Source organism: Sphingomonas kyungheensis (genome assembly GCF_037120395.1).
Taxonomy (GTDB): Bacteria; Pseudomonadota; Alphaproteobacteria; order Sphingomonadales; family Sphingomonadaceae; genus Sphingomonas; species Sphingomonas kyungheensis.
This window is the reverse complement of record NZ_JBBBDM010000004.1, coordinates 12803-38748: the sequence shown is the minus strand read 5'-3', so window position 1 is coordinate 38748 and position 25946 is coordinate 12803. Positions and strand designations below refer to the sequence as shown.

The 25946-nt window shown below is 69.2% G+C and carries 26 protein-coding genes and 1 other annotated feature; of the genes, 15 read left to right on the top strand and 11 right to left on the bottom strand.

The window, feature by feature from the left end:
* The first annotated feature begins 4 nt into the window (after positions 1 to 4).
* The 4 genes from V8201_RS11065 (at position 5) to phbB (ending at position 4789) form a co-directional block, all read left to right on the top strand.
* Positions 5 to 370, top strand: coding sequence for a hypothetical protein (locus V8201_RS11065; RefSeq protein ID WP_037535285.1), 366 nt, complete (start codon positions 5 to 7; stop codon positions 368 to 370).
* Between the two features lie 428 nt (positions 371 to 798).
* Positions 799 to 2985 (top strand): xanthine dehydrogenase family protein molybdopterin-binding subunit, encoded by a 2187-nt coding sequence (locus tag V8201_RS11060; protein WP_336545327.1) that lies wholly within the window; start codon positions 799 to 801, stop codon positions 2983 to 2985.
* Between the two features lies 1 nt (position 2986).
* Positions 2987 to 3994 (top strand): ferrochelatase, encoded by a 1008-nt coding sequence (hemH, locus tag V8201_RS11055; RefSeq protein ID WP_037535287.1) that lies wholly within the window; start codon positions 2987 to 2989, stop codon positions 3992 to 3994.
* Positions 3995 to 4066: 72 nt separating this feature from the next.
* Positions 4067 to 4789, top strand: a complete 723-nt coding sequence (gene phbB / locus V8201_RS11050) for an acetoacetyl-CoA reductase (protein ID WP_037535288.1) — start codon at positions 4067 to 4069, stop codon at positions 4787 to 4789.
* Between the two features lie 73 nt (positions 4790 to 4862).
* Here the strand turns inward: phbB and V8201_RS11045 are convergent, their stop codons facing one another.
* A complete protein-coding gene (locus V8201_RS11045) occupies positions 4863 to 5252 on the bottom strand; it encodes a glycine zipper 2TM domain-containing protein (protein ID WP_336545326.1) in 390 nt (129 codons plus the stop codon).
* Positions 5253 to 5413: 161 nt separating this feature from the next.
* Between V8201_RS11045 and V8201_RS11040 the strand changes: the two genes are divergently transcribed.
* Positions 5414 to 6421, top strand: coding sequence for an esterase-like activity of phytase family protein (locus V8201_RS11040; protein WP_336545325.1), 1008 nt, complete (start codon positions 5414 to 5416; stop codon positions 6419 to 6421).
* 281 nt (positions 6422 to 6702) lie between these two features.
* Here the strand turns inward: V8201_RS11040 and rpmB are convergent, their stop codons facing one another.
* The gene (gene rpmB / locus V8201_RS11035; protein WP_037535291.1) at positions 6703 to 7005 is read right to left on the bottom strand and encodes a 50S ribosomal protein L28; all 303 of its coding nucleotides are present in this window, start codon (positions 7003 to 7005) and stop codon (positions 6703 to 6705) included.
* Positions 7006 to 7180: 175 nt separating this feature from the next.
* Here rpmB and V8201_RS11030 point away from each other — a divergent pair, with 175 nt between their 5' ends.
* The 3 genes from V8201_RS11030 (at position 7181) to V8201_RS11020 (ending at position 8535) form a co-directional block, all read left to right on the top strand.
* Positions 7181 to 7390 carry a hypothetical protein gene (locus tag V8201_RS11030; protein ID WP_037535292.1) on the top strand — a complete coding sequence of 70 codons (210 nt, stop codon included), beginning with the start codon at positions 7181 to 7183 and terminating at the stop codon, positions 7388 to 7390.
* 58 nt (positions 7391 to 7448) lie between these two features.
* Positions 7449 to 7877: a nucleoside deaminase gene (locus tag V8201_RS11025; RefSeq protein ID WP_271300919.1), complete on the top strand. Its 429-nt coding sequence runs from the start codon at positions 7449 to 7451 to the stop codon at positions 7875 to 7877.
* 346 nt (positions 7878 to 8223) lie between these two features.
* The gene (locus V8201_RS11020) at positions 8224 to 8535 is read left to right on the top strand and encodes an ArsR/SmtB family transcription factor (protein ID WP_271299724.1); all 312 of its coding nucleotides are present in this window, start codon (positions 8224 to 8226) and stop codon (positions 8533 to 8535) included.
* Positions 8536 to 8602: 67 nt separating this feature from the next.
* Here the strand turns inward: V8201_RS11020 and V8201_RS11015 are convergent, their stop codons facing one another.
* The 6 genes from V8201_RS11015 to fucP form a co-directional block, all read right to left on the bottom strand.
* Positions 8603 to 8887 (bottom strand): DUF3297 family protein, encoded by a 285-nt coding sequence (locus V8201_RS11015; RefSeq protein WP_037535294.1) that lies wholly within the window; start codon positions 8885 to 8887, stop codon positions 8603 to 8605.
* 93 nt (positions 8888 to 8980) lie between these two features.
* Complete coding sequence (locus V8201_RS11010; protein WP_037535295.1) at positions 8981 to 9343, bottom strand: hypothetical protein; 363 nt, start codon at positions 9341 to 9343, stop codon at positions 8981 to 8983.
* A gap of 137 nt (positions 9344 to 9480) precedes the next feature.
* Entirely contained in the window at positions 9481 to 10212 is a 732-nt protein-coding gene (locus V8201_RS11005) for an SDR family oxidoreductase (protein ID WP_271299725.1), read from the bottom strand.
* Positions 10209 to 11420 carry a UxaA family hydrolase gene (locus tag V8201_RS11000; RefSeq protein ID WP_037535297.1) on the bottom strand — a complete coding sequence of 404 codons (1212 nt, stop codon included), beginning with the start codon at positions 11418 to 11420 and terminating at the stop codon, positions 10209 to 10211. Before V8201_RS11000 ends, V8201_RS11005 begins: the two co-directional genes overlap by 4 nt.
* Complete coding sequence (locus V8201_RS10995; protein WP_336545324.1) at positions 11417 to 12703, bottom strand: aldo/keto reductase; 1287 nt, start codon at positions 12701 to 12703, stop codon at positions 11417 to 11419. Before V8201_RS10995 ends, V8201_RS11000 begins: the two co-directional genes overlap by 4 nt.
* Positions 12700 to 13938, bottom strand: coding sequence for an L-fucose:H+ symporter permease (gene fucP / locus V8201_RS10990; protein ID WP_051583518.1), 1239 nt, complete (start codon positions 13936 to 13938; stop codon positions 12700 to 12702). The genes V8201_RS10995 and fucP overlap by 4 nt, the downstream gene beginning before the upstream one ends.
* Positions 13939 to 14126: 188 nt before the next feature.
* Here fucP and V8201_RS10985 point away from each other — a divergent pair, with 188 nt between their 5' ends.
* The 5 genes from V8201_RS10985 (at position 14127) to V8201_RS10965 (ending at position 19847) form a co-directional block, all read left to right on the top strand.
* Positions 14127 to 14909, top strand: coding sequence for an IclR family transcriptional regulator (locus V8201_RS10985; RefSeq protein ID WP_336545323.1), 783 nt, complete (start codon positions 14127 to 14129; stop codon positions 14907 to 14909).
* Positions 14906 to 15703, top strand: coding sequence for a GDSL-type esterase/lipase family protein (locus V8201_RS10980; protein ID WP_336545322.1), 798 nt, complete (start codon positions 14906 to 14908; stop codon positions 15701 to 15703). The genes V8201_RS10985 and V8201_RS10980 overlap by 4 nt, the downstream gene beginning before the upstream one ends.
* Positions 15703 to 16485, top strand: coding sequence for an SGNH/GDSL hydrolase family protein (locus V8201_RS10975; RefSeq protein WP_037535300.1), 783 nt, complete (start codon positions 15703 to 15705; stop codon positions 16483 to 16485). Before V8201_RS10980 ends, V8201_RS10975 begins: the two co-directional genes overlap by 1 nt.
* Positions 16482 to 18170 (top strand): alpha-L-fucosidase, encoded by a 1689-nt coding sequence (locus tag V8201_RS10970; RefSeq protein ID WP_336545321.1) that lies wholly within the window; start codon positions 16482 to 16484, stop codon positions 18168 to 18170. Before V8201_RS10975 ends, V8201_RS10970 begins: the two co-directional genes overlap by 4 nt.
* Before the next feature lie 81 nt (positions 18171 to 18251).
* Positions 18252 to 18307, top strand: a sequence feature (sul1 is cis-regulatory element that is thought to sense ions involved in sulfur or methionine metabolism; They are found in Alphaproteobacteria).
* 64 nt (positions 18308 to 18371) lie between these two features.
* Positions 18372 to 19847 (top strand): SulP family inorganic anion transporter, encoded by a 1476-nt coding sequence (locus tag V8201_RS10965; RefSeq protein WP_336545320.1) that lies wholly within the window; start codon positions 18372 to 18374, stop codon positions 19845 to 19847.
* 2 nt (positions 19848 to 19849) lie between these two features.
* On the opposite strand, the gene V8201_RS10960 is transcribed toward V8201_RS10965, so the two are convergent.
* The 3 genes from V8201_RS10960 to V8201_RS10950 are packed head-to-tail and all read right to left on the bottom strand — an operon-like array spanning position 19850 to position 22054.
* Positions 19850 to 20857, bottom strand: a complete 1008-nt coding sequence (locus tag V8201_RS10960) for a ferritin-like domain-containing protein (protein ID WP_336545319.1) — start codon at positions 20855 to 20857, stop codon at positions 19850 to 19852.
* Positions 20858 to 20882: 25 nt separating this feature from the next.
* Positions 20883 to 21851: a ferritin-like domain-containing protein gene (locus V8201_RS10955; RefSeq protein WP_152542332.1), complete on the bottom strand. Its 969-nt coding sequence runs from the start codon at positions 21849 to 21851 to the stop codon at positions 20883 to 20885.
* 14 nt (positions 21852 to 21865) lie between these two features.
* Complete coding sequence (locus V8201_RS10950; RefSeq protein WP_336545318.1) at positions 21866 to 22054, bottom strand: hypothetical protein; 189 nt, start codon at positions 22052 to 22054, stop codon at positions 21866 to 21868.
* 104 nt (positions 22055 to 22158) lie between these two features.
* On the opposite strand from V8201_RS10950, the gene V8201_RS10945 reads away from it, so the two are divergent.
* Together V8201_RS10945 and V8201_RS10940 are read left to right on the top strand one after the other, a co-directional pair.
* The gene (locus tag V8201_RS10945) at positions 22159 to 24831 is read left to right on the top strand and encodes a TonB-dependent receptor (RefSeq protein ID WP_336545317.1); all 2673 of its coding nucleotides are present in this window, start codon (positions 22159 to 22161) and stop codon (positions 24829 to 24831) included.
* Positions 24831 to 25937: a Ca2+-dependent phosphoinositide-specific phospholipase C gene (locus V8201_RS10940; protein ID WP_336545316.1), complete on the top strand. Its 1107-nt coding sequence runs from the start codon at positions 24831 to 24833 to the stop codon at positions 25935 to 25937. Before V8201_RS10945 ends, V8201_RS10940 begins: the two co-directional genes overlap by 1 nt.
* Positions 25938 to 25946: the final 9 nt, after the last annotated feature.

The window sequence follows — 25946 nt, the reverse complement described above, 5'->3', positions numbered from 1 at the left end:
GCCGATGTCGCGTAAAGTTCTGATCGCCCTCGCCGTTTCTCTCGCCGCGGCTGCCCCCGCCGCCGCCGCGATGAGCGTCGGCACCTTCCTAGACCGCGCCGCGCCGCTGCGCGCCAATCCCTTCACCGCGCTCACCAACCCGGATTATCAGGTGCTCAAGGCGGAGGCGGACGCCGCCACCCGCCAGCTCCGCGCCGACAGCGCGGCGCGCGTCGCCGCCGGCAAGAAGCCGATCGCCTGCATGCCCGACGGCGCGAAGATCGGCATCCTGCAGATGCTCGGCGGCCTGGATGCTTTGTCACCGGCGGAGAAGAAACTGCCGCTCAAGGACGGCTATGCGCGGGTGCTGGCGAAGACCTATCCGTGCTGAGGGTGGCGCGGTGGCGATGCTCAGCGCGGCGCTGCGTTTCTGCAGTAAGGCTCGGTGTCCCGAACGGCTTCGAAACCCCTGCGACCGTCGCTCCTTTCGCCGCAAACACCAGTATTCCCGCGCAGGCGGGAATCCAGTGGCCCAGCAGAACAACGGCTCGCGGCAAGAAGGAAACCGGGCCCCCGCCTGCGCGGGAGCACTGATCGTTGCGGCGTCTCGACCCGCATCGGGCGCGCACGCCGCAAGATCATCGGCTATCCTTCCCACGGCGCGGCGGATGCCCGGCATGACGAATGGAGTGTCGGCAGCCTCCGCCGGCCAGCCGCGCCATCGCACCCGGCACCGGCCGAGCGGAAGACCGCCCTCCGCCCGCCGGACTCACTCCGCCCCCCTTGCACCGCGCCGACACAGCGCGCACAGCCGCGGCGATGGAGCGGCTTACCCGACGCAAGGTGATGATCGGCGGCGGCGTCGGGGTCGGGCTGGTCGTCGCCTGGGGCGTGTGGCCGCGGGCCTATCGCGCCAATCTCGCGGTCGCGCCGGGGGAGACCGGCTTTGGCGGCTGGCTCAAGATCGGTGACGACGGGCATGTCACCGTCGCGGTGCCGCAGCTCGAACATGGCCAGGGCGTCTATACCGCTTTGCCGCAGATCGTCGCCGACGCGCTCGGCGCCGACTGGCGCACCGTCGGGGTCGAGCCGGCGCCGCTCAATCCGCTCTACGCCAATCCGCTCGCGCTCGACGATCTGCTCGAAGGCGCGCTCAGCCGCCTGCCCGCCGGGTTCGCCGACACGGTGGCGCGGCGCGGCGATCTGATCGTCACCGGCGGATCGACCTCGGTGCGGATGTTCGAGGAGGATTGCCGCATCGCCGGGGCTTCGGCGCGCGCCTTGCTGTGCCGGGCGGCGGCGCGGCGCTGGGGCGTCGACTGGCGCAACTGCGCGGTCGACAACGGCTTCGTCACCTCTGCGGCGCAGCGGCTGCGCTTCGCCGAACTCGCCGCAGAGGCCGCACGCGAACGCCTGCCCGATCCGCTGCCGATCGGCGGCGAGGGCAGCGGCCGGCTCAGCGGCCAGTCGCTGCCGCGGCTCGACGCCCCCGCCAAGGTCGACGGCTCGGCCAATTTTGCCGGCGACATCCGCCTGCCCGACATGGTCCATGCCGCGATCCGTCAGGGGCCGATCGGCGACGCGACGCTCACCCGCGTCGATCGCACCGCGGCGGACCGGATCCGCGGCGTGCTCGCGGTGGTCGAGAACCCGCGCTGGGTCGCCGCGGTCGCGACCACCGGCTGGGCGGCACAGCGCGCGCTCGATGCGCTCGCGCCGCGCTTCACCAGCAGCGCGCCGTTGATCGACAGCGCCGCGATCACGCGCCGCCTTGCCGCCGCGCTCGACGCACCGGGCGAGACGATCGCCGCCAGCGGTACGATCGGCACGCTGCTCGACGGAGCCGGCGTGGTCAGCGCCGATTATCGCGTCGGCCCCGGCGTCCACGCCGCGCTGGAGACGACGAGCGCGACCGCGGCGTGGCGCGACGGCCGGCTCGAACTCTGGCTGCCGACCGCCGCCCCCGCCGCGGCGCGGGCCGCCGCCGCGCAAGTCGCCGGGCTGCGCGAAACGCAGGTCGTCATCCATCCGACGCTCGCCGGCAGCAGCGGCGCGACGCTCGACCCGCTCGTCGCCGAACAGGCGGCGTTGCTGGCGATGCAGCTCAAGCGGCCGGTGGCGCTGGTCTGGTCGCGCGGCGAGACGATCGCGCACGATCGCTTCCGCCCGCCGGCACAGGCGCGATTGCGCGCACGCCTGTCCGCCAATGGCGCGATCGCCGCCTGGAGTGCGCAGATCGCCGCGCCTTCGGCCGGTCATGCGCTGGCGCGCCGCCTGCTCCCCGGTTTCACCTGGGCGCTCGGCACCGGCGATCCCTATGCGGTCGCCGGCGCGCAGCCGCCCTATCGCATTCCCGCGCTGGCGATCACCCATCACCCCGCCGCGCTGGCGCTGCCGACCGGCCATCTGCGCGGCGGCATGCACGGCCTGACCGCCTTCTTCACCGAGACCTTCGTCGACGAACTCGCGCACGTCGCCGGCACCGAGCCGCTCTCCTACCGGATCGGCATGCTCGGCGGCGAGGCACGGCTGGCGCGCTGCCTCACCACGGTGGCGGCGCTGGGCGGCTGGAACGGCGGCGTGGCGGGGTCGGGCCAGGGCATCGCCTGCCACAGCCTGCGCGGCAGCCATATCGCGGTGCTCGCCGAGGTCGAGACGGCGGGGCGGCCGCGCGTCACCCGCCTCGTCGCCGCGGTCGATTGCGGGCGGATGATCAACCCCGACCTGGTGTTGCAGCAGATTGAGGGCGGGCTGATCTTCGGCCTCGCCCATGCCTTCGGGGCGAGCACAACGATCAGCGGCGGGCGCACCGACGTGCGCGGGCTCGCCGGGCTCGACCTGCCGCGGCTCGCCGATACGCCCGACATCGTCGTCGAATGTATCCGCTCGGAAGCACCGCCGGGCGGGGTGGCCGAGATCGGCGTCCCTGCGGTCGCGCCGGCAATCGCCAACGCTTTGCATGCCGCAACCGGTATCCGTCGTCGCGACCTGCCGCTAAGGTCCTGATATGCTGATCCCCGCCGACCATCCACCGATCCCGCCGCGCAAGGTGGGCGTGCTGCTCACCAATCTCGGCACGCCCGACGGTCCCGATGCGCGCTCGGTCAAACGCTATCTCGGCGAGTTCCTCAGCGACCGGCGCGTCGTCGAGATCCCGGCGATCGCCTGGCAGCCGATCCTGCGCGGCATCATCCTCAACACGCGGCCGAAGAAGTCGGCGCATGCCTATGGCCTCGTCTGGAGCGACGAAGGCTCGCCGCTCGCCGCGATCACCCGGCGCCAGAGCCGGGCGTTGCAGGGCGCGTTCGGTGAGCATGTGATCGTCGATCATGCGATGCGCTACGGCAACCCGCCGATCGCGGAACGGCTCGCCGCGCTCAAGGACGCGGGCTGCGAGCGCATCCTGATCGCGCCGCTCTATCCGCAATATTGCGCGGCGACGACCGCGACCGCCAACGACAAGGCCTTTGCCGCGCTGGCCGGCATGCGCTGGCAGCCGGCGATCCGCACGCTGCCGCCCTATCACGACGATCCCGCCTATATCGACGCGCTCAAGACGCAGGTCGAGATGCAGATCGCCGCGCTCGATTTCGTCCCCGATGCGGTGGTCGCCAGCTTCCACGGCATGCCCAAGCGCACGCTGGAACTCGGCGACCCCTATCATTGCCATTGCCAGAAGACCGCGCGGCTGCTCGGCGCGGCGATGGGTCGCGAGCTGGTCGTCGCCTTCCAGTCGCGCTTCGGCCCGGCGAAATGGCTCGGCCCGGCGACCGACGAGACGCTCGAGGCGCTGCCGGCGTCGGGCGTGAAGAAAGTCGCGGTGATCGCGCCCGGCTTCTCCGCCGATTGCCTCGAGACGCTGGAGGAGCTGGCGATCCGCGGGCGCGAGAGCTTCCTGTCCGCCGGCGGCAGCGATTTCGCCTATCTGCCGTGCCTCAACGACGGCGCGCCGGGCATGGCGATGCTGCGCACCCTGATCCGCCGCGAACTGTCCGGTTGGGTCGCCGACACGTAAAGTTACGCTACGGCCATTGCCAGTCTGCCGCCTGCTATTTAGCCTTATAGGCGAAAATCAGGAGAGACGGGCATGGCCAGAGTTGCGATCGTCACGGGTGGAACACGCGGGATCGGCGAGGCGATCAGCCTGGCGCTGCAAGAGGCGGGAATCACCGTCGCCGCCAATTATGCGGGCAATGACGAGCGCGCCCGCGCCTTCACCGAGCGCACCGGCATCCAGGCGTTCAAATGGGACGTCGCCGATTTCGACGCCTGCCAGCAGGGCTGCGCCGACGTCGCCGCGGCGCTGGGGCCGGTCGACATCGTCGTCAACAATGCCGGCATCACCCGCGACGGCACGATCCTCAAACTGACCTATGAGGCGTGGAAAGAGGTGATCGACACCAACCTCGGCGGCTGTTTCAACATGGCCAAGGCGGTGTTCCCCGGCATGCGCGAACGCAAATGGGGGCGGATCGTCAACATCGGCTCGATCAACGGCCAGGCGGGCCAATATGGACAGGTGAACTACGCCGCCGCCAAATCGGGCATCCACGGCTTCACCAAGGCGCTGGCGCAGGAAGGCGCGCGCGTCGGCGTCACCGTCAATGCGATCGCGCCGGGCTATATCGATACCGACATGGTCGCCGCGGTGCCGGGCGACGTGCTGGAGAAGATCGTCGCCAAGATCCCGGTCGGCCGGCTCGGCCAAGCGAGCGAGATCGCGCGCGGCGTCGCCTTCCTCTGTTCGGAGGAAGCCGGCTTCGTCACCGGATCGACGCTGAGCATCAACGGCGGCCAGCATATGTATTGAGACGACAAGGGGCCCGGCCACCACGGTGACCGGGCCCCTGCCCTCGATACGCTACACGAGAAGCCGTAGCCGCTCAGCGGCAGTAACCGGGGCGATCCGAACGTTCGACCGCGCGGCCGGCGAGCGCACCCGCACCGGCGCCGAGCACGGTGCCGAGCGCACGGTCGCCGCGCGTATCGATCGTGCGGCCGAGCAGGCCGCCGGCGATCGCACCGACGATGGTGCCGGTGGTGCCGCTGTTGCAGCGCTGACCACCGCGATAGCCGCGATCGCCGTAATAGCCGCGGTCGCCGCGATAGACGCGCCCGTCGCGATAATCGCGGGTGTCGCGATAGCCGCGGTCATACTCATAGCCACGGTCGTAGCCGTAATAGCCACGCTGCGCCGCGGCGGGGGTGGCGGGAACCAGGGCGGCGGCGGTCATCGCGAAGGCGGCGCCGGCGAGGCTCAGGGTCTTGATCATCTGTCGTCTCCCGAAACAAGGTCAACTCGGCGGCGGCCCGGTGGGCACCTGCCCGTCGTCGATGCACCCCATTTGGCCGATTCGCGTTGAGCGAAGCCTGAATGCGCTCGTTATCGTCCGTTCAGGCTATCGCCGCCGCAGGCTGCGCTTATGGAGGCGCGATGCGTCTGCTGTTCGTCGTCCTCGCCGTCCTGCTGCTCGTCCCCGGCTGGAGCGGCGAGGAGCGGCTGGCGCTGCTCGGCGACCGGCCGCAGCTGATCGCGACGCCGGTCGCGCTCGACCCGGCCGATCCGCACCGCCGCACGCTCGGTGCGCTCACCTATCTCGGCGGCGTCACGCTGCGCAGCCTCGATCCCGCATTCGGCGGCTATTCGTCGCTGACCGTCGTGCGCCGCGCCGACGGCGACCGCGTCACCCTGCTCAGCGACGGCGGCAATGCCGTCGCCTTCACGCTGGGATCGGACTGGCGACCGCGTGGGCTCCGCTTCGTCAACCTGCCCGCCGGCCCCGGCATCGGCTGGGAGAAGCGCGACCGCGACAGCGAATCGATGGCGACCGATCCGCACGGCACGATCTGGGTCGGGTTCGAGGGCGCCAATGCGATCTGGCGCTATGCGCCGGGCTTTGCCCGCGCCGAGGCGCAGCGCGCGCCCGCGGCGATGGCGCATTGGCCCGACAATGGCGGACCCGAATCACTCGCCCGGCTGCCCGACGGTCGCTTCGTCACGATCAGCGAGCAGCGCCATGTCCCGCGCGCGCGCTGGCGCGGCACCGATGGCGTGCGACTGGCGAGCCGCGAGGCACTCATCTTCCCCGGTGATCCGATCACCACCACGCCGCGCCGCTTCGCCTATCTGGTCGCGGGGATCTACGATCCCTCCGACGCCACCGCCCTGCCCAACGGCGATCTGCTGGTGCTCGACCGCGCCTTCCGGCTGCCGTACCGGTTCAGCAACCGCCTGTCGCGGATCCCGGCAGCGGCGATCCGGCCGGGCGCGGTGACGCGGGGCGCGCTGCTCGCGACGCTCGACGCGCCGCTGATCCACGACAATTTCGAAGGCGTCGCGACGACGACCGAAGCGGGGCGGACGATCGTCTGGCTGGTCTCGGACGACAATCAGTCGATGCTCCAGCGCACCCTGTTGCTCAAGTTCAGGCTCGACCGCTAGCGCTGATCGCCGTTCCGCCCCCGATAAGGCTGTATGGCGTCACCAGATCGGTTCGCGCAGAGGGCGCAGAGAGGGTGTGATTCGAATGGCGCCCGCCTGCTGGGCCGTGGCGCGACGATCGCAGCCACCGAAGCCGCGGGCGCAACGCCTCTGAGCGCAAAAGCTCGACGCCCGCGATCGCGCACAACAGCAAAGGGCGCGCCATGTGCATGGGATGACGCACGAAAGCCCGCCGCTCGATAGAGCAGCGGGCCTTTCGTCGCGGCAACCCGCAGTCGGGTTTAGGCGGCTTCCGCCGAGGTCGACGCGCGCTTCTTGACGATCTCGCGCTTCAGACGGCGGCACCGCAGCGACAGCTTGTCCTCGCTGGTCTTGACCAGCCAATTGTCGAGGCCGCCGTTATGCTCGACCGAACGCAGGCCGTGCGTCGACACGCGCAGCTTGACGCCCTTTTCGAGCGTATCGGAGATCAACGTGACGTTCTGCAGGTTCGGCAGGAACGTCCGCTTGGTCTTGTTGTTGGCGTGGGAAACGTTGTTGCCCACCTGCCGGCCCTTGCCGGTCAGCTCGCAAATGCGCGACATGGTTGTTATCCTGAATTCGGTTGCCCGGAAAGTCGGCGCCACTAGCGGCAAACGGCACGGTCGTCAACCGGCGGGGTGCCGGCCCGGCAGCGCAACGACACCGCGCGACGCAACGAAAGTTGCCGCCGCGGCGTTGTTACGCTATCGTAAAGGTCCTTGCTAGGGGGAAATAGGCATGCGCACGTTGCTGGCTCTCATCGGGGTCGTCGCGTTGATCGTCGTCGCATTGATGCAATTCGGCCTCATCAGCATCGACCAGACCGCGCCCGCCGTGGTCAAGGCTCCGGAATTCAAGGCGGATGTCGCACGCGTCACCGTCGGCACCGAAAACAAGACCGTCGCCGTGCCGACCGTCAACGTCGAAAAGCCCGGCAACGCGCAATAGCCTTTACCCGCCTGGCGAGTCGCGGCAGGGCGGACCGATGTTCCCGCTGCCGATCCCGATGCGCCGCGCACTTGACGCCGCCGCCACGGCGGCGCGGGACGGCGAGGTGCCGGTCGGCGCCGCGCTGGTCTGGCAGGGCGAGGTCATCGCGGTCGCGGCCAACGCACCGCGCACGCTCTGCGACCCGACCGCCCATGCCGAGATGCGCGTCATCCGCGCCGCCGCCGCCGCTTTGGGGCGCGAACGGCTGGAGGGAGCCGAACTCTGGGTGACGCTCGAACCCTGCGCGATGTGCGCCGGCGCGATCGCCCACGCCCGCATCGCGCGCCTCTATTACGGCGCGAGCGACGCCAAGGGCGGCGCGGTCGAACATGGCCCGCTGCTCTTCACCCAGCCGACGCTGCACCACCGGCCGGAGGTCTATGGCGGTATCGGCGAGGGCGAGGCGGCGGCGCTGCTGCGGGCGTTCTTCCGCGCGCGGCGGTGAGCGGGGGTGAGACTGAACTCGAGAGGCTCGCGCACGGTTTCTTGCCTGTTTGGCCCCCTATGAACAGCATGGCCAGCGCGGCGAACGGCGCGACTCGAGAAATCCAGAGATGTCAGAGCGAACCTTATCGCGTCGTCTGGCCTACAGCTCGATCCGTGGGAGATGGCGAGGTTGCGACCTTTTCAGCATTGTGAAGTATCGCACGACCTCAGATGATGGGACTCAAGGCGTGCCTCTTAAGGGCCCGGGCTTACCGATGATGGGCCGATACGGTTCGGTTGCCCGCAAGCCACGGAAATCATAAGCAACCCCGTGGTTGCCCCTCACGGCAACCGAAAGGTTGCCGATGTTACCGAAGCCTGTTCAAGCCGCGCGTCTCTTCGCCGTCCTCGCCGATCCGACGCGGCTGTCGCTGCTCATCACCCTGCGCAGCGGACCCGGCCGCCCGATCGCGCGCCTCGCCGCCACCGCCGGGATGAGCCGGCAGGCGGTCTCCAAACACCTGCGGATCCTCGAAGACGCGGGTCTGGTCACCGCGGAACGCCTCGGACGGGAAACGCATTACAAGAGCCGGCCCGGCGCGCTCGACGCCGCACGGCGCACGCTCGATGCGATCGCCGGTGACTGGGCCGCGCTCCGCCCGCCACCCGCCGCCTGATCGTCGCCCAACAAAAAAGGCGCGGAGCCCGGCTCCGCGCCTTCCGGTATTCTCACGGCAGCGACGTTTACGCCGCTTCGCCCTCACCCTCGCCTTCGGCCGCCGCACCCGCCGCCGGTCGCTCGAACCAGGCCTCGACCTCGCCCGACAGCTTGAGCGTCAGCGGACGGCCATGGCGATCGACCTTCTTGCCGAGCGCGACGCGGATCCAGCCCGCCGGCCGGTCATATTCCTCGACGTCGCGGCGTTCGACGCCCTTGAAGCGGATGCCGATCCCGCGCTCGAGCGCGGCCTGGTCGAAATGGGGGCTCGACGGATCGGTCGACAGGCGATCGGGGGGCGTATCGGTCATGGCGCCGCGCTTAGCGGTATCGTCCGTGCCCCGCTACGAAAAAGCGGCGCGGAGGAAACCCCCGCGCCGCCTTCCCGACGAAAGTGTCGAGGCTCAGTAACCGTAGCCGTAGCCATAGTTCGGGCCATAGTCATAATAGCGCTCGCGAACGACGACCCGCGGCGGCGGGGGCGGCGGCGCGTAATACCGCTCCTGATACACCACCCGCGGCGGCGGCGGCGGCGCGTCGTAATAATAACCGCGGTCATAATAGCGGTCGCGGTTGCTGCTAGCCACCGCGGCGCCGATGCCGAGCCCGACGATCCCGCCGAGCAGCGCGCCCGCGGCGACATTGCCGCCGCCACGATGGTGATAGCGATAGCCACCCCAGCGCTGCGCATCCGCCGGTGCCGCGGCGGTCAGCGCGGTCGCGGCGAGGGCGATACCCAGTCCGGCCTTCTTCAACAAAGCGTTCATCACGTCGAACCTCCTCAAACACGACGCTCGGAGTATCTGGTCCAAACGCACAGAGCGGCGATCGTGTTGCACCCCGTTTAGGCGAGTCGGGCTGAATGAGGCCGGAATGCGGCGTTCATCGGCGGTTTAGCCGCCAATCAATTGATCCACCCGCCGTCGATGACATGCACCGCGCCGGTGGTGAACGCCGCCTCGTCGCTCGCCAGATACAGCGCCAGCGCGGCGATCTCGTCGGCCCGGCCGAGCCGCCCCATCGGCTGGCGCGCGACGAACGCCGCCTGCGCCGCCGCATAGTCGCCGGTGTCGTGCAGCCGCTGCTGCAGCGACGGCGTATCGACCGTTCCGGGGCAGATCGCGTTGCAGCGGATGCCCTGACCGACGAAGTCCGCCGCCACCGCCTTGGTCAGCCCGATCACCCCCGCCTTGGTCGTGCCATAGGCGAAGCGGTTGGGGATGCCCTTCACCGAGCTGGCGATCGACGCGACGTTGACGATCGCGCCGCCGCCACCCGCCAGCATCGCCGGCAGGAAGGCGCGGACGGTGCGGTACATGGCCGTCATGTTGATCGCCAGCGCCTGCGCCCATTCCTCCTCGCCGCAATCGAGGATCGTGCCGGCGTGGACGATACCCGCGACGTTGGCGAGCACGTCGACCCGCCCGATCTCCGCCGCCAGCGCGGTCACCGCCGCGCCATCGGTGACGTCGAGCGCGCGGGTCTCGCACCCGGCGATCCCGTCGAGCGCGTCGAGGTCGCGGTCGGTCGCGATCACCCGCGCGCCCTCGGCGGCGAACCGCTCCGCGGTGGCGCGGCCGATGCCGCGTGCGGCGGCGGTGACCAGCGCCACCTTGCCGTCCAGTCGTTTCGTCATGCTGCTGTCCTGCGTTGGGCGATCGGCAGGCAGGCCGGGCCGATCGGGTCGAAAGCCTTGTAGGTGAGGATGAATTCGCGATGGCCGAGGTCTTCGGACACGCTGCGCCGGCCGCCGGCGACGGCGATCACCGCATCGACGATCTCCGCGCCCACCTCGTCCAATGTCGCCGCGCCTTCGAGGATGCGGCCGGCGTTGATGTCCATGTCGGCGGCGAGCCGACGTGCCGTCTCCGGATTGGCGCAGACCTTGATGACCGGCGCGATCGCCGATCCGACCACCGATCCGCGCCCGGTGGTGAAGATCGTCAGGTGACAGCCGCAGGCGATCATCTCGACGATCTCGGCATTGTCGGAGATATTGGGGAAGCCGAAGCGCGGCTCGCCGTCGGGCACCACGTCGAGCAGGTAGAGCCCGCCCGCCGGCGGCACGTCGCCCGGCTTGACGATACCGCTGATCGGCGACGATCCCGATTTGGAATAGGCGCCCATCGACTTTTCTTCCTGCGTCGTCAGCCCGCCCTCGGCATTGCCGGGCGCGAAGCTGCCGAAGCCCATGATCGTATAATAACGCTCCGCCTTGGCGACGCTGTCGACCAGCGCCTGCCCCAGTTCGGGGGTGACCGCGCGATCCGCCATGATCGCCTCGCAGCCGACCAGCTCGCCCGTCTCCTCGAACAGGCAGGTCGCGCCCGCGCCGACCAAAGTATCGAAGGCGCGGCCGACCGCGGGATTGGCGGTGATGCCGCTCGTCCCGTCGGAGCCGCCGCAGATCGTGCCGATCACCAGCTCGTCGACGCCCATCGCGACGCGCGGCACGTCGGCGATCTGCGCCTGTACCCGCGCCACCGCGGCGAGCCCGGCGGCGATCGTCGCCGCGGTGCCGCCCGCCTGCTGGATGACGAGCAGCTCGACCGGTCGCCCGCTCGCCGCGACCACCGCCTGCAACCGCTCGCGGTCGAAGCTCTCGCAGCCGAGCGAGACGATCACCAGCCCGCCGACGTTGGGATGCGTCGCCACCGCCTCCATCACCTTGGCGGCATAGGCATTGGGATAACAGCCGGGAAAGCCGATCAGGTGGACGTCGGGGTCATCGGCCTTGTCGACGATCCGCCGCGCGACATGATGCGCGCATTCGACCAGATAGGCGACCGCGACGGTGTTGCGGATGCCCTTGCGCCCGTCGGCGCGTGCGAAGCCCTGGATCATGCCCGCGTCTCCGTCACCGTCGCGCGGGTGTGGCTGGCGATATAGTCGCTTTTCATATTGTGCATGTGGACCCATTCGCCGGTTGCGGCGGCCGCGGTCATCGACCCGATCGGCGCGCCATATTTGATCACCTTGTCGCCGGGAGACAGCGGCACGCGCGCCAATTTGTGGCCGACGGTGATGCCCTCGCGCGCCGGCACGGTGCCGCCGCCGATCGGCAGCACGTCGCCCGCCGCGATCGGCGCGACGCAGATCATCACATTGTCGTCGGGGTGGAGCAGGATCAGCTGGTTCATCGTCTCTTCGGGTCGTTGCGCAGGCGCGGAGGGATCGAGCGCCGCCCAGGCGGGCCCGGGAACAGGCGTGGCGATCCGCGCGACCATCGCCGCGACCTGATCGATGCCGACCAGACCGGCGACGACGCAGGCGACCGCCGGGTGGCGCAAGGGAAAGTGCAGCGCCGCCGCCGGCAGCGCGACGCCCACCGCGCGGCAGGCGGCGGCCAGCGCGCGCGTCCGCGCGACGATCGCCGCATCGGGCGCGGCATAGTCGTAATGCAGCGCCGCGGGATCGACCGCCTCGGGATCGGCGGCGAGGATGCCGCTGTTATACGGCCCGCCGATGATGACGCGCACGCCCCGCTCGACGCAGCGATCGAGCAGCCGCGCCGCGCTGCGGTCGAGCAAGGTGTAGCGGCCGGCGAGCAGGATGACGTCGAGGTCGATATGGTCGAGCACTTCGTCGCACACCGCGATCTCGTTGACGCCGATACCGATCCCCCCGACCGCGCCGCTCCGCTGGAGCTCGAGCATCGCGCCATGCCCGCCGTCGAGGAAGGCGGCGAGGTGGCGCGGATGATCGTCGCCATGCGTCAGCCGGCCGAGATCGTGAGCGAACAGCAGATCGACGCGCGCGCGCCGCAACCGTGCGAGGCTGTCGCCGAAGGAGGCGCGGATCCCCTCGGCGCTGTAATCGAACACCGGCTCGAACGGATCGGCATCGACGAAGCCGTGGCGCGTGCCGCCGGCTGCGCACGGCACGAGCCGCCGCCCGACCTTGGTCGAGACGCGGGCGCCGCCGGCCGGATCGTGGGCGGCGAGCGCCGCGCCGAGCCGCCGCTCGGCAAGTCCGAAGCCGTAATGCGGCGCGGTGTCGAAATAGCCGATGCCCGCCGCCAGCGCCGCGGCCACCGTCGCCAGCGCGGCGTCGTCACCAACCGCGCGGTAGAGGTTGCCGATCGCTGCGGTGCCCATGCCGAAGCGCGGCAGTGCCGGCATGCTCATGCCGTCACCCGATCGTGGCGGTGCAGCCGCGCGAACAGCGCGACGCCGACGAAACACGCCGCCGGCACCAGCATCGCCGCGCGGATCGAGCCCAGGTCGGAGACGAGGCCCATCAGCGCGGTCAGCACCGCGCCGCCGATGATCGCCATCACCAGCATCGACGCGCCCGGCTTGGTCAGCGGCCCGAGATCGCGCAGCGTCAGCACGAAGATCGTCGGATACATGATCGACATGAGCGCGCTCGACAGCACCAGCGCCGCGACGCCGACCAGCCCGCCGAGCGTCCCCGCGACGACGCACAGCCCCGCATCCGCCACCGCGAACAGCAGCATCAGCCGCGCGCCCGACATCCGCGCCATCAGCGCCGCGCCGACAAACCGCCCCGCCATGAACAACGCCAGCGACACGGTGAGCAGCCACGCCGCGCGCTGCGTGCCGAGCGACGGCAGCTCGACCGCGACATAGCGGATCAGGAAGCTCCACACCCCGACCTGCGCGCCGACATAGAGGAATTGCGCACCGACACCGGCAAGATAGCGCGGCGAGGCGAGCAGCTTGCGATAGGCGCCCGGCGTCCGCGCCTCGGGCGCGCTCGGCTGCGTCGCCACCGCCGGGAAGCGCGTCGCGACGATCACCGCCGCCCAGGCGAAGACGAGCAACGCGATCGCCAGATAGGGCAGCCGCACCGCCGAGGCCGCGGCGACGTCGCCGGCGCGCTCGTCGGCGAGGATGAAGGTCGCACCGAGCGACACGCCGGCGATCGACCCCAGCGGATTGAACGCCTGCGCCAGATTGAGCCGCCGCTCGGCACTCGCCGCGCTGCCCAGCGCCGCGACCATCGGATTGGCCGCGGTTTCGAGAAAGGCGAGCCCGCTGGCGATGACGAACAGCGCGAGCAGGAAGAAGCCGTAGCTCAGCATCAGCGACGCCGGCCAGAACAGCAGCGCGCCGAGGCCGAACAGCACCAGCCCCTGCACCACCGCGGTCTTGTAGCCGAACCGCTGCATGACGATCGCACCGGGAATCGCGAAGCAGAAATAGCCGAGATAGAAGGCCGACTGGACCAGCCCCGATTGCAGGTCGCTCAGCGTGAACACCGCGCGGAAATGGGCGATGAGGATATCGTTGAGGTTGTTCGCCATGCCCCATAGAAAGAACAGGCCGACGGTGAGCAGCAGCGCGCGCCGGCTGGCCGGTGGTGCGTCCTGGTGCGGCAAGGCGACATGCGGGGTCATAGGGCTCTCTCCACGGTCCTCTACGAACGTCTCGCGGTCCGCGGGATGACCGGCAGGCTAATCGCTCCTACCGTGATATGAAATATAAAAATGACTTTCACGGGCGGATTTCGCTTGCCAGCACTGCCCCAAACATTGTGCATAGGCCGATAAGCGCCGGATCAGGCGCCAAATGCCGGGGGAGGTGGATGACGGACAAGGCACGCTATCAGGCGCCGGCGCTGACCAAGGGGCTCGAAATCCTCGAGCTGCTCGCCGCGTCGAGTGTTCCGCTGACGATGTCCGACGTCTCGACCGCGCTCGGCCGGTCGGTCAGCGAGATTTTCCGCATGCTGCAGGTGCTCGAGATGCATCGCTATATCGCGCGCGGCGACGATGGCTATCGGCTGACCAACCGCCTGTTCGCGCTGAGCATGGGGCAGCCGCCGGTCCGCGATCTGGTCAGCAGCGCGCTGCCGGTGATGCGCGCGCTGGCGCGGCAGACCGGGCAAAGCTGCCACCTCGCCGTCGTCTCGGGCGCGGAGATGGTGGTGATCGCCGGGGTCGAGGCGCCGGGCCTGTCGGGTTTCGCGGTGCGGATCGGCTATCGGCGACCGCTGCACCGGTCGGCCTCGGGGCGGATCCTGCTCGCCTTCCAGCCCGAGGCGCAGCGCGCCGCGATGCTCGACGAGGTGCGCGCCACCGGCGATGCGATCGACGACGACGCCCTGGCGGCGCAGCTCGCGGCGATCCTCGCCGAGGGCGGCGGTGCGACGCCGAGCCCGCTGCTCACCGGCATCACCGATCTGTCTGTGCCGATCCTGTCGCATCGCGCGGCGCGCGCGGCGCTGACCATCCCGTTCGTTGACGGGCCGGGTGCGCTCGTCGGCATCGATGCGACCGAGGCCGCGCTGCGCGATGCCGCCGCCGCGATCGCCCAGGCGCTCGACCCGGCGCTGGTCGGCGAGACGCCGCCCGCCGACGCCGCGTGATCCGCGCGCTCGTCCTCGCCGGTGCGCTGCTCGCGACGGGCGTGCAGGCGCAGGACTATCAGAGCGCGCCGCCGCGCCGCACCGCGGTGGCGAAGGACTGGGGGCCGTGGCTCGGTCCCTATCGCGACCGGCTGGTGCCGGTGCTGATGGAGGATTTCGGCGAACGCTATCTCTACGCCCCCGCCAATGCCGCATTGCCGCCGCCGCGCACCGGCGAGCGGCGCGTCGTCTTCCTCGGCGATTCGATCACCGACCGGTGGAATCTCGCCGGCAGCTTTCCCGGTCAGCCCTATGTCAACCGCGGCATCGGCGGGCAGGTCACCGCGCAGCTGCTGCTCCGCTTCTATCCCGACGTTGTCGCGCTGCGCCCCGCCGCGGTGGTGATCCTCGCCGGCGTCAACGACGTGCAGGGCGTGCTGCAGCAGGAAACCCCCGAGCAGATCGAGGAACATTGGCAGGCGATGGCCGATATCGCCGATGCGCACGGCATCGCCGTCGTGTTCGGCGCGCTGCTCCCGGTCAACGATTATACCCCGGCGGCGCGCGACGTGGTGCGCGAACGCAAGCCCGCGGAGTTGCGCACGCTCAATGCCTGGCTGCGCGACTTCTGCCGCCGCCGCGGCTATGCATTCGCCGATTATCCCGCGGTCCTGTCCGACGATCGCGGGATGATGCGCCGCGATCTCACCGCCGACGGTATCCACCCGCTCGCCGCCGGCTATGCCCTCATGGCGCCCGTCGCGCGCGCCGCGATCGACCGGGCGCTCGCCCGCCCCAGCACAAGGAAGCCCTGATGCGTTACGCCCTGCTCGCCGCCCTCCTGATCGCCGGCCCCGCCGCGGCGCAGACCAACGTCCCCGGCGATCCCTATGCCGGCGACCCGGTCGGCATCGTCGCCGACCCCTGCCCCGTCCACCCCAAGCCGGAAGGCGCCGGCTGGCAGATGTGGAACCTGCACATGCTGACCCGCGACCACGGCCAGCTCTGCCGCTACCGCGCGCAGAATGCCGCGCTGACCGAACCGGTGCGCGTCGTCTTCATGGGCGATTCGATCACCGACAATTGGATCGGTGCCGATCCCTCGCTGTTCACCAAGGGGCTGGTCGATCGCGGCATCAGCGGGCAGACGACGCCGCAGATGCTGCTGCGCTTCCGCCAGGACGTCCTCGCCCTGCATCCCAAGGCCGTGCACATCATGGCCGGCACCAACGACATCGCCGGCAATACCGGCGCGGCGACGATGGAGACCGTCCAGGGCAATATCGAGACGATGGCCGAACTCGCCCATGCGCACGGCATCAAGGTGATCCTCGCCTCGGTCCCGCCCGCCGCCGCCTTTCCGTGGAGCCCGGACAAGCGCCCGGTGCCGCAGATCGCCGCGCTCAACGGCTGGCTGCGCGGCTATGCCAAGGCGCATGGCTATACCTATGTCGATTATCATGCCGCGCTTGCCGATGCGGCGGGGGGCATGAAGCCGGGGCTGGCCAGCGACGGCGTTCACCCGACCCCGGCAGGCTATGCGGTGATGCGCCCGCTCGCGCTCGCCGCCATCGCCAAGACGCTGGGCCAGCGATGAGCGTCGACCGTCGCGGCTTCCTCGCCGGCAGCGCCGCGCTCGGCCTCGCGCAGGCGGCACCGATCGCGGCCGCCGCCACCCCTTCGCCCTCGCGCAGCGCGCTGCGCGCGGTCAAGGTCGCCGCGCCGGCGCGCTTCACCGCCGACTGGGGATCGCTGACCGCGGGCTATTCCGCCCCCGACTGGTTCCGCGACGCCAAGTTCGGCATCTGGGCGCATTGGGCCGCGCCCTCCGTCCCCGGCATCGGTGACGACTGGTATGCGCGCAACATGTACCTGCAGGGGCACCCGACCTATGACCATCATCTGAAGACCTACGGCCACCCCGCCGACACCGGCTTCATGCAGATCCAGAACCGCTGGCGCGCCGAACATTGGGACCCGGCCGAGCTGCTCGATCTCTACAAGGCGGCCGGCGCGCGCTATTTCATGGCGCTCGCCAACCACCACGACAATCTCGATTGCTATGCCTCGACGCATCAGCCGTGGAATGCGACGCGGATCGGCCCGAAACGCGATATCGTCGGTACCTGGGCGAAGCTGGCGCGCGAGCGCGGGCTGCGCTTCGCCGTCTCCAACCACAGCGCGCATGCCTGGCACTGGAACCAGATCGCGTACGACTATGATCCCGTCGGTCCGCGCCGCGGGCAACGCTATGACGCGGCGACGCTGACCCCGGGCGACGGCCGCGGCCAATGGTGGGACGGGCTCGATCCGCAGCAGCTCTATACCGGCGCGTCGATGGCGATGCCCGACGGCATCGGCTCGCTGGCGGAGGCAGGCGCGTGGCATGCCGCCACCGACGGTTTGTGGAACGAGGGCGTGCCGCCCGATCCCGAATACGCCCGCCGCTGGGCGCTGCGCTGCCGCGAGCTGATCGACCGGTACGATCCCGACATGCTCTATTTCGACAACCACGATCTGCCGTTGCAGCAGACCGGGCTCGACATCGCCGCCTATTTCCTCAACCGCAACATGGCACGGCGCGGCGGCCGGCTGGAGGGCGTCGTCACCGCCAAGGAGACCCCGCCGCAGCGGCGCATGGGCCTGGTCGACGTGGTCGAGCGCGGCCAGAAGTCGTTCATCGATCCCTATCCGTGGCAGACCGAGACCTGCCTCGGCAACTGGTTCTACGGCGAGCAATATCTCCGCGACAACAGCTACAAGACGCCCGCCAAGGTGCTCCATACCCTGTGCGACGTGGTGTCGAAGAACGGCAATATGATGCTCAGCGTGCCGATCCGCGGCGACGGCACGATCGACGCGCGCGAACGCGAGATCGTCGAGACGATCGGGGCGTGGATGCGCAAGAACGGCGCGGCGATCTACGCGACGCGGCCCTGGCGCATCCACGCCGAGGGCAAGGGCGAGGCGGGCGGCGGCGCCTTCTCGGAAGGCGGCAACGACACCAGCTATACCGCGCGCGACATCCGCTACGTCACCCGCGGCAAGGCGCTCCAAGCGCTGGTGCTGGGCTGGCCCGACGATGGCGTCGCCCGGCTGACCTTGCTCGGGCGCGACAATCCGGTCGGTCGCGGCGCGGTGCGGCGCGTCTCGCTGCCCGGCGATGGCGAACCGCTCGCCTTCACCCGCACCGCCGACGCGCTGGAGGTGCGGCTGCCCGCCGCGGCCCGCGACCCGATCGGGCTGGCGCTCGTCATCGAAGGGCCGGGTCTGGTCGACTGATGCAGGGAGCGGGTGCGGCAACAGGCCGCCCCCGCGCCCTATTGCACCGCAGCATATAAGGCCGTAAGCGGCACCCACTCACCAGGACCCGGTGCAAATCCGGGTGGCTATTCCGGCCGCCGATCCGCCGGACAACGCAAATCCGCTTCCTAGTCATCCGACGCCGAGTCCGGCGGAAGCGGTCCTGCGGACATTCGATATATGACATCCTTCTCCCGTTACCGCGCCGAATGGTTCACCACCGCCGCCGGCGCGCGCCGCGACATCCTCGCCGGCATGGTCGGCACCTTCGCGCTGATCCCCGAGGTGATCGCCTTTTCCTTCGTCGCCGGCATCGATCCGGAGGTCGGCCTGTTCGCCTCCTTCGTCATCGGCATCGTCATCGCCATCGCCGGCGGCCGCCCGGCGATGATCTCCGGCGCCGCCGGTTCGGTCGCGCTGGTCGCCGCCGCGCTGGTCCATGCGCACGGCCTGTCCTATCTGCTTGCCGCGACGGTGCTCGCCGGGCTGCTCCAGATCGTCTTCGGGCTGTGCAAGCTCGACGTGCTGCTGCGCTTCGTCTCGCGGTCGGTGCGCACCGGCTTCGTCAACGCGCTCGCCATCCTGATCTTCTCGGCGCAGGTGCCGCAGCTGCTCGGCGTCGACTGGCATACCTATGCGATGATCGCGCTCGGCCTCGCGATCATCTACCTTGCGCCGCGCGTGACCAAGGCGGTGCCGTCGCCGCTGATCTGCATCGTCGTGCTCACCGCGATCAGCGTCCTGGTCCCGATGCCGCTGCGCACCATCGCCGATCTCGGCCGGCTGCCCGATGCGCTGCCGCGATTCGGCTGGCCGGCGGTGCCGCTCGACTGGCAGAGCCTGGCGATCATCGCGCCTTATGCCCTGGCGATGGCCGCGGTCGGGCTGCTCGAATCGATGATGACCGCGACCGTGGTCGACGATCTGACCGAGACGACGAGCAGCAAGGCGCGCGAGTGCAGCGGCCTCGGCCTCGCCAATATCGCCGCGGGCCTGTTCGGCGGCATCGCCGGCTGCGGCATGATCGGCCAGACGGTCGGCAATGTCCGCTACGGCGGACGCGGTCGGCTGTCGACGCTGGTCGCCGGCGTGTTCCTGCTCGTCGTGATGGTGCCGCTGCGGCCCTGGGTCGCGCAGGTGCCGGTGGCGGCACTGGTCGCGATCATGATCATGGTGTCGATCAGCACCTTCGCCTGGGGATCGCTGCGCGACCTCGTCAGCCACCCCAAGACGTCGGGCGCGGTGATGCTCGCCACCGTCGCGGTCACCGTCACCACGCACGACCTGTCCGCCGGCGTCGCGGTCGGCGTGCTGCTGAGCGGCGTGTTCTTCGCATTCAAGGTGACGCGGCTGATGCACGTCGCGGTCGGTTACGACGCCGCGACCGATACCCGCCTGTACCGCGTCAGCGGCCAGATCTTCTTCGCCAGTGCGGAGATCTTCGCCGACCATTTCGATCTGGCGGACGATGCGCGCAACGTCCGCATCGACCTGACCGCGGCGCATCTGTGGGACGTCACCGCCGTCGGCACGCTCGACGAGCTGGTCGCCAGGATGCGCCGCCACGGCATCGCGGTCGAGCTGGTCGGGCTCAACGCGGCGAGCGCGATCCTCATCGACCGGCACGCGCAGGAGATGCGCGTACCGGCCGTCTAGGATCAGGCCGCGGTCGATGCCTTGATGTTGCCGTTGACGCCGGCGGGGAAGAAGCCGCCGCTGGTCACCGCGCCGGCGTTGAGGAAGGCGACGTTGAGGACGTCGCCCGTCGAGCGGCCGTATACGATACCGTTATTGTCGGCGAGGACGATGCTGGAGGCCGTGCCGCCGTTGACCGTCACCGGGCTGATGCCGACATCGTCGTCGGTCGCATTGTCGATCGTGTCGCGGGCGTTCGAGATCTTGTCCGCGTTGGTGCGCAGCGCCGGCATCGCCAGCCCCTTGCGATACAACAGGGTACGCAGCAGGCCCGAGTGATAGGCCTCTACGGCGAGGATGCCCGCCGCCGCATCGAGGATCACCGAACTCGAGATCAGCGAGGCCGCTCCCTTATAGGCAGTGACGCCGACGTCGGAGAGCAGCATGCCGCCGAGCAGCCAGTTCTCGTCCGACGCATAAGGGTTGAACGTGCCGCTCGTCGCATCGACCACGCCCGCGGCGCGCGCCGCGGCGGTGAAGGCGCCGGTCGCGCTCCCGTCGATGTTGATCGCCGGCATCGCCACCGCCGCCGAACCGAGCTGCTGGCGCAGGAACAGCACATGCTGGTTCTCGTCCGCCGCGATCTCGCGCGCATAAGCGGCGACCGAGGCATCGGCGAACGGCACTTTGGCGCCGCCGGTCACCGCGCCCTGCGTGCCGGTACCGGTCTGCGACGATGCGTTGACGCCGGTGCCGAACGCCGCGAACGAATAATAATTCGCCTCGAGATATTCGAGGTTGAGCGCGAAGTTGAGGATGTCGACGTCGCTGGCGACGAGCGAACTGGTCGGCGTGGGCGTCGGTGTCGGCGACGGGATGGCCTTGTCGTCGCCATTGTTACAGGCGGCGAGCAGGCCGGCGGCGCCGGTCACCGCCGCGGCGGTGCCCGCCATGCGCAGAAAGCGGCGGCGTTCGGTACGGCGACGCTCGGCGATATCGAAGACCTCGAGCAGCGTTTCACGATCGATCATGATAATTCCCCTTTGGTGCCGAGGCTTAGCCGTTGGTCGCGGGAGCGTTGTTGGCGCTGCTGCGGATGGTGCCGTTGACCCCGGCCGGGAAGAAGCCGCCGGCGGTGACCTGCGCCTTGTTGAGATAGACGATGTTGAGCACCTGCCCCGTCGTCCGCCCGAAGGCGATGCCGTTGCCGTCAGTCGGAACGATGTTCGACGTGTCCCCTGCCCCCGAGCTGACATAGGCAAGGCCCTGGTCGAGGTCGGTGGTGCCGTCGAGGCTGTCGCGCGCCGCGGAGACGAGTTCGGTGTCGCCGCGGATCGTCGACGCCTTGAGCCCGGGGTTGCCGCCGAGCTGGTCGATGGTCGTGCGGATCATGCTGGCATGATAGGCTTCGGCGGCGAGGATGCCGGCGGCGGCATCGAGATAGGTCTTGTTGGTGATCAACGCCGAGGCGCCCTTATAGGCGGTGACGCCGACGTCCTCGAACAGGAAGGCGCCATAGAGGAAGGCGAGGTCCGAGCTGTACGGGTTGAACGTCGCACCCGCCGGGATCAGCGTCGCCGCCTGCGCCGCGGTGCTGAACGCGCTCGTCGCGCTGACGCCGATGTCGATCGCCGGCTGTGCCACCGCCGCCGACCCCAGCGCCGAGCGCAGGAAGTTGACGTGCGCCAGCTCGTCCTCGGCGATCTCGCGCGCCATTTCGGCGAGCAGGCTGTCCTGGAACGCGACCTTCTGGCCACCGGTCGCGACGACCGGCGTACCGACCCCGGTGATCGACGTCGCCGGGATGCCGGTGCCGTAGACGGCATAATAATAGAAGTTCGCCTCGAGATATTCGAGGTTGAGCGCGAAATTGAGGATGTCTGCGTCGGTGAGCGTCGTCTGCGCCTGGGCCTGCTGGCTGACGAGGAAGGCACCTGCGCCCACCGCCGCTGCGCCCACCGCCGCCTTGAAGAAGGCGCGCCGGTCGCGCCGCCGCTCGCCGTGCGCCGCGAGCGTATCGATCATGTCGAGGTCGGTATTCACGCCGGAACTCCCCTTTTTATTTCGGATACAGCAACATAGCTGCCGCATTTCCGTTCCATGACAAATGTGGCCACGCCGAAATATTCAGCATTTTCAATGGAGATCGGTTCCGGACCGGCCATAACACTTCCACGCCAGCAATCAGCGTGCTGCACCGCAGCAGAATCCGTCAGCATACCGTTCATAACGTTAGTAAAGACGTCACCGAAGCGACATCGGCGCTACGCCGGCGTGTAACCTTGCCCCCGTAGCGGCGCGGCCAACGGCATAACGCCGGGGGGAATAACTCATGTCTCGCATTTCGCGCCTGCTCGGCGCCACGCTGCCGCTCACCGTCGTCGCGCTCGCCGTCGCACCCGCCGCTGCGCAGACCGCGCCCGTCGATACGACCGCGACCGACGCCGCGGCGCCGGCGGAGGACGGCGATATCGTCGTCAACGGCAGTTACGCGCGCAGCCTTGCCGCCGGCATCGAGACGAAGCGCCGCGCCGCTTACGGCGTCGATTCGATCAATTCGACCGACATTGGCAAATTCCCGACGCAGAACGTCGCCGAGGCGCTGCAGCTCGTCCCCGGCGTCGCGATCACGCGTCCGCGCGGCGAAGGCCTTTACGTCAGCGTCCGCGGCCTCGGCCCGCAGTTCCAGAACACGCAGCTCAACGGCCGTTCGATCGCGCTCAACGATCTGATCGAGAATGGCGGCGCCAATGGCCGCCAGTTCCGCTTCGAAATGCTGCCCGCCGAATTCACCTCGAGCATCGACGTGGTGAAAACGCCGACCGCCGACATGAGCGAGGGCGCGCTGGGCGGCAATATCGACGTCAAGACCTTTCGCCCGCTCGAGGTCGGCAACAAGACGACGATCAACATGCGCGGCACCTATACCACGCAGACCAAGGACGTGCGCCCGAACATCACGGTATTGACCAGCGCGAAGAACCGCGACGGCACGTTCGGCGTGCTCGCCGGGGCGCAATATTGGGGCAAGACCGTCCGCAACGACCGTTTCATGAATTTCGGCTGGTTGCTCGACCGCTATACCGGCCCGAACGCCGGCAGCATCCCGGCCGGCCTCTATTCGCCGACCCGCACGCGCCCGACCGTCGAGACCGAGGATCGCAAGCGCGTCTCTGGCATCGTGTCCGCACAATGGCAACCGACGCCCGAACTGCAGACGACGATCGACCTGATGGCGACCCGCCTCGACGTCGCCTATGACGAATTCGGCCTCGACATCTATCCCGACGACAGCGGCGTCACCATCGGCGGCATCAAGACCACCTCGCAACTCCAGCCGGGCTATACCGTCGTCGGCGACACGATCACCAAGGCGACGATCAACAATGCGCGCTTCATGGCGTCGCGCGAATACAGCCTCAATCGCCACGATCTCATCACCGCCGGCCTCAAGCAGACGTGGAACCCGGACCGCTGGCATGTCACCGCCAACGTCAACTGGTCGTCTGCGCACAGCTTCCACCCGGACTATAAGACCGGCACGGTCCGCAGCCGCGCGTATTTCTACGGACCGCTGACCTATGACGCGAGCGGCGGCTATCAGCACATGCCGACCTTCACCACGCCGATCGACGTCACCAATCCGGCCAATTACAAGCTTTACCAGTTCAATATCGCGCCCAAGGACAGCAAGGACTGGGATTTCTACTCGCGTCTCGATGTCGGGCATGATTTCGACGGCATCCTGTCGAAGCTGCAGGCGGGCGGCGAATATCACTGGCGCAAGCGCGACTATTTCCGCCGCGACTATCTGATCGACACCGCCACCAACCAGCCGCTGACCAATCTGGGCGCGGGCGCCTATCAGCAGCTTCCCTACGACAATTTCCTGTCGGGGGTCAGCGGCGATGCCTTCCGCAACTGGCTGGTGCCGGTGACGGACGCCTATGTCGGCTCTTTCTTCACCCCAGCCATCGCCGCCTCGCCGCTGTCGCTGGGCGACCGCCGCTCGGCCTTCGTCGTGACGGAGAAGATCGCGGCCGGCTATGTTCGCGCCGATTACCGGTTCGACGCGGGTCAAATCCCGGTCAGCGGCAATGTCGGCGCGCGTTACGTCCACACCGATCAGGTGGCGAGCGGCACGCTGACCTCGGGCAGCACCTTTACACCGGTCAGCTATCCCAAGACGTTCAACAACGTCCTGCCCAGCTTCAACCTGCGCGCCGACCTGACTTCGAAACTCGTCGGCCGCCTCGCGGCGAGCCGGGTGCTGACCCGACCGAACGTCACCGACACCGCGCCGCGCATCACCGTCTCGACCGACGCGCCGACCGCCAGCGGCGGCAACCCGCAGCTCGTCCCCTTCCTCGCCACCCAGTTCGACGGGTCGATGGAATGGTATTTCGCGCCGTCGGGCCTGCTGTCGGGGGCGGTCTTCTACAAGGCGATGGACGATTACATCACCCAGTCGAATACGCAGATCGACATACCGGGCCGCGGCACCGTCCGCCTCTCCAGCTCGGTCAACGGCGGCAACGCCAAGGTGTACGGCGCCGAGGCGGCATACAGCCAAGTCTTCACCTTCCTGCCCGCGCCGTTCGACGGCTTCGGCGTGCAGGGCAGCTACACCCACACAGAAGTGAAGGCGGATTACACCGCCGGGTCGCGGACCATCAAGGATCAGCTGATCGGCCTGTCGAAGAACAGTTTCAACCTGGTCGGTTTCTACGACAAGGGGCCGTTGTCGGCGCGGCTCTCCTATGTCTGGCGCGACAAATATCTGTCGAGCACGGGCAGCACGGTGCAGGCACCGACCTATGTCGCCGCCTTCGGGTCGCTCGACGGCCAGCTGTCGGTGCGCGCTGCCGAGAATCTGACGCTCAGTCTCGAGGGCATCAACATCGCAGGAGCCCATCAGGATACGTATAATGACAACAGCCTGCGGTTCGGCGAGATCAACTATTACGGCCGGACGATCCTGTTCGGCATCCGGGCGGAATTCTGATGCGCACGGTCATCGCCCTGGCCGCGGCGGTCATATCGGTGGGAGCCGCGCTGGCCGCTCCCGCGACGCGCCCGACGCTGCGCCTCAACGACATCCAGGTCGTCGGCTCGCATAACAGCTTCAAGGCGCGTATCCCGGCGGCGGTAATGCGGAGCCTGCGCGCGCGCGATCCGAAGCTCGCCGATGCGCTCGATTATTATCATCTGCCGCTCGCCGCGCAGCTCGACGCCGGGGTGCGCCAACTCGAGATCGACATCTTCGCCGATCCCGCCGGCGGCCGCTATGCCGATCCCAAGGGCGAGGCGATCGCCCGCGCGGCGGGGGAGGCGACCGGCTTCGATCGCGCCGCGATGCTGCGCCCCGGCTTCAAGGTGTTCCACATTCCGGACGTGGATTATATCTCGACCTGCGTGACGCTGCGCCGCTGCCTAGGCGAGATCGACGCCTGGTCGCGCGCGCATCCGCGGCATTTGCCGATCATGGTGACGATCAACGCCGCCGATACGCCCGACAAGGACGGGCGGGTGAGCCCGCCGCTGCCGCTCGACCAGCCTGCGCTGCTCGACGCGCTCGATGCCGAGATCCGCGCCGCGCTCCCCGGCAAGCGGCTGATCACCCCCGACGAAGTCCGCGGCGCCGCGCCGACGCTCCACGCCGCGGTGACGACGCACGGCTGGCCGTCGCTCGCGGCGACGCGGGGGCGCGTCTACGTGCTGTTCGACGTGCGCGACGCGGTGTCCGCGGTCTATCGCGCCGGCCATCCCTCGCTGGCCGGGCGCGCGATGTTCGGCTGGTATCCCGCCGGCGAGCCCGAGGCGGCGATCGAGATCGTCCAGGATCCGATCGCCGATGGCGCGGCGATCCGCCGCTGGGTCGAGGCGGGGCTGATCGTCCGCACCCGCACCGACGCCAACACCGTCGAGGCGCGCGGCCACGATCTGCGCAAGGCCGAAGCCGCTGCGGCGAGCGGCGCGCAGGCGGTCAGCACCGATTATTACCCCGGCGCACCCGATCCCGCCGGGCTTGCCTTCCACGTCACGCTGCCCGGCGGGGTGATGGCGCGCTGCAACCCGGTGCGCACCACGGGTTGCCGGCTCGATCCCTGACGCGTCGGC

Excerpts from the sequence above, each read along its gene's own strand:
- V8201_RS10960 (WP_336545319.1), bottom strand. The coding sequence starts at position 20,857 with ATGATCGATCGTGAAACGCTGCTCGAGGTCTTCGATATCGCCGAGCGT.
- V8201_RS11045 (WP_336545326.1), bottom strand. The coding sequence starts at position 5,252 with ATGATCAAGACCCTGAGCCTCGCCGGCGCCGCCTTCGCGATGACCGCC.
- V8201_RS10940 (WP_336545316.1), top strand. The coding sequence starts at position 24,831 with ATGCGCACGGTCATCGCCCTGGCCGCGGCGGTCATATCGGTGGGAGCC.
- V8201_RS11030 (WP_037535292.1), top strand. The coding sequence starts at position 7,181 with ATGCGCACGTTGCTGGCTCTCATCGGGGTCGTCGCGTTGATCGTCGTC.
- V8201_RS10975 (WP_037535300.1), top strand. The coding sequence starts at position 15,703 with ATGCGTTACGCCCTGCTCGCCGCCCTCCTGATCGCCGGCCCCGCCGCG.
- V8201_RS10995 (WP_336545324.1), bottom strand. The coding sequence starts at position 12,703 with ATGAGCATGCCGGCACTGCCGCGCTTCGGCATGGGCACCGCAGCGATC.
- V8201_RS11010 (WP_037535295.1), bottom strand. The coding sequence starts at position 9,343 with ATGAACGCTTTGTTGAAGAAGGCCGGACTGGGTATCGCCCTCGCCGCG.
- V8201_RS11060 (WP_336545327.1), top strand. The coding sequence starts at position 799 with ATGGAGCGGCTTACCCGACGCAAGGTGATGATCGGCGGCGGCGTCGGG.
- V8201_RS10970 (WP_336545321.1), top strand. The coding sequence starts at position 16,482 with ATGAGCGTCGACCGTCGCGGCTTCCTCGCCGGCAGCGCCGCGCTCGGC.
- phbB (WP_037535288.1), top strand. The coding sequence starts at position 4,067 with ATGGCCAGAGTTGCGATCGTCACGGGTGGAACACGCGGGATCGGCGAG.
- V8201_RS10955 (WP_152542332.1), bottom strand. The coding sequence starts at position 21,851 with ATGATCGATACGCTCGCGGCGCACGGCGAGCGGCGGCGCGACCGGCGC.
- V8201_RS11020 (WP_271299724.1), top strand. The coding sequence starts at position 8,224 with ATGTTACCGAAGCCTGTTCAAGCCGCGCGTCTCTTCGCCGTCCTCGCC.
- fucP (WP_051583518.1), bottom strand. The coding sequence starts at position 13,938 with ATGACCCCGCATGTCGCCTTGCCGCACCAGGACGCACCACCGGCCAGC.
- V8201_RS11000 (WP_037535297.1), bottom strand. The coding sequence starts at position 11,420 with ATGATCCAGGGCTTCGCACGCGCCGACGGGCGCAAGGGCATCCGCAAC.
- V8201_RS11015 (WP_037535294.1), bottom strand. The coding sequence starts at position 8,887 with ATGACCGATACGCCCCCCGATCGCCTGTCGACCGATCCGTCGAGCCCC.
- V8201_RS10985 (WP_336545323.1), top strand. The coding sequence starts at position 14,127 with ATGACGGACAAGGCACGCTATCAGGCGCCGGCGCTGACCAAGGGGCTC.
- V8201_RS10965 (WP_336545320.1), top strand. The coding sequence starts at position 18,372 with ATGACATCCTTCTCCCGTTACCGCGCCGAATGGTTCACCACCGCCGCC.
- V8201_RS11040 (WP_336545325.1), top strand. The coding sequence starts at position 5,414 with ATGCGTCTGCTGTTCGTCGTCCTCGCCGTCCTGCTGCTCGTCCCCGGC.
- hemH (WP_037535287.1), top strand. The coding sequence starts at position 2,987 with ATGCTGATCCCCGCCGACCATCCACCGATCCCGCCGCGCAAGGTGGGC.
- V8201_RS10950 (WP_336545318.1), bottom strand. The coding sequence starts at position 22,054 with ATGAACGGTATGCTGACGGATTCTGCTGCGGTGCAGCACGCTGATTGC.
- V8201_RS11025 (WP_271300919.1), top strand. The coding sequence starts at position 7,449 with ATGCGCCGCGCACTTGACGCCGCCGCCACGGCGGCGCGGGACGGCGAG.
- V8201_RS11065 (WP_037535285.1), top strand. The coding sequence starts at position 5 with ATGTCGCGTAAAGTTCTGATCGCCCTCGCCGTTTCTCTCGCCGCGGCT.
- V8201_RS10945 (WP_336545317.1), top strand. The coding sequence starts at position 22,159 with ATGTCTCGCATTTCGCGCCTGCTCGGCGCCACGCTGCCGCTCACCGTC.
- V8201_RS11005 (WP_271299725.1), bottom strand. The coding sequence starts at position 10,212 with ATGACGAAACGACTGGACGGCAAGGTGGCGCTGGTCACCGCCGCCGCA.
- rpmB (WP_037535291.1), bottom strand. The coding sequence starts at position 7,005 with ATGTCGCGCATTTGCGAGCTGACCGGCAAGGGCCGGCAGGTGGGCAAC.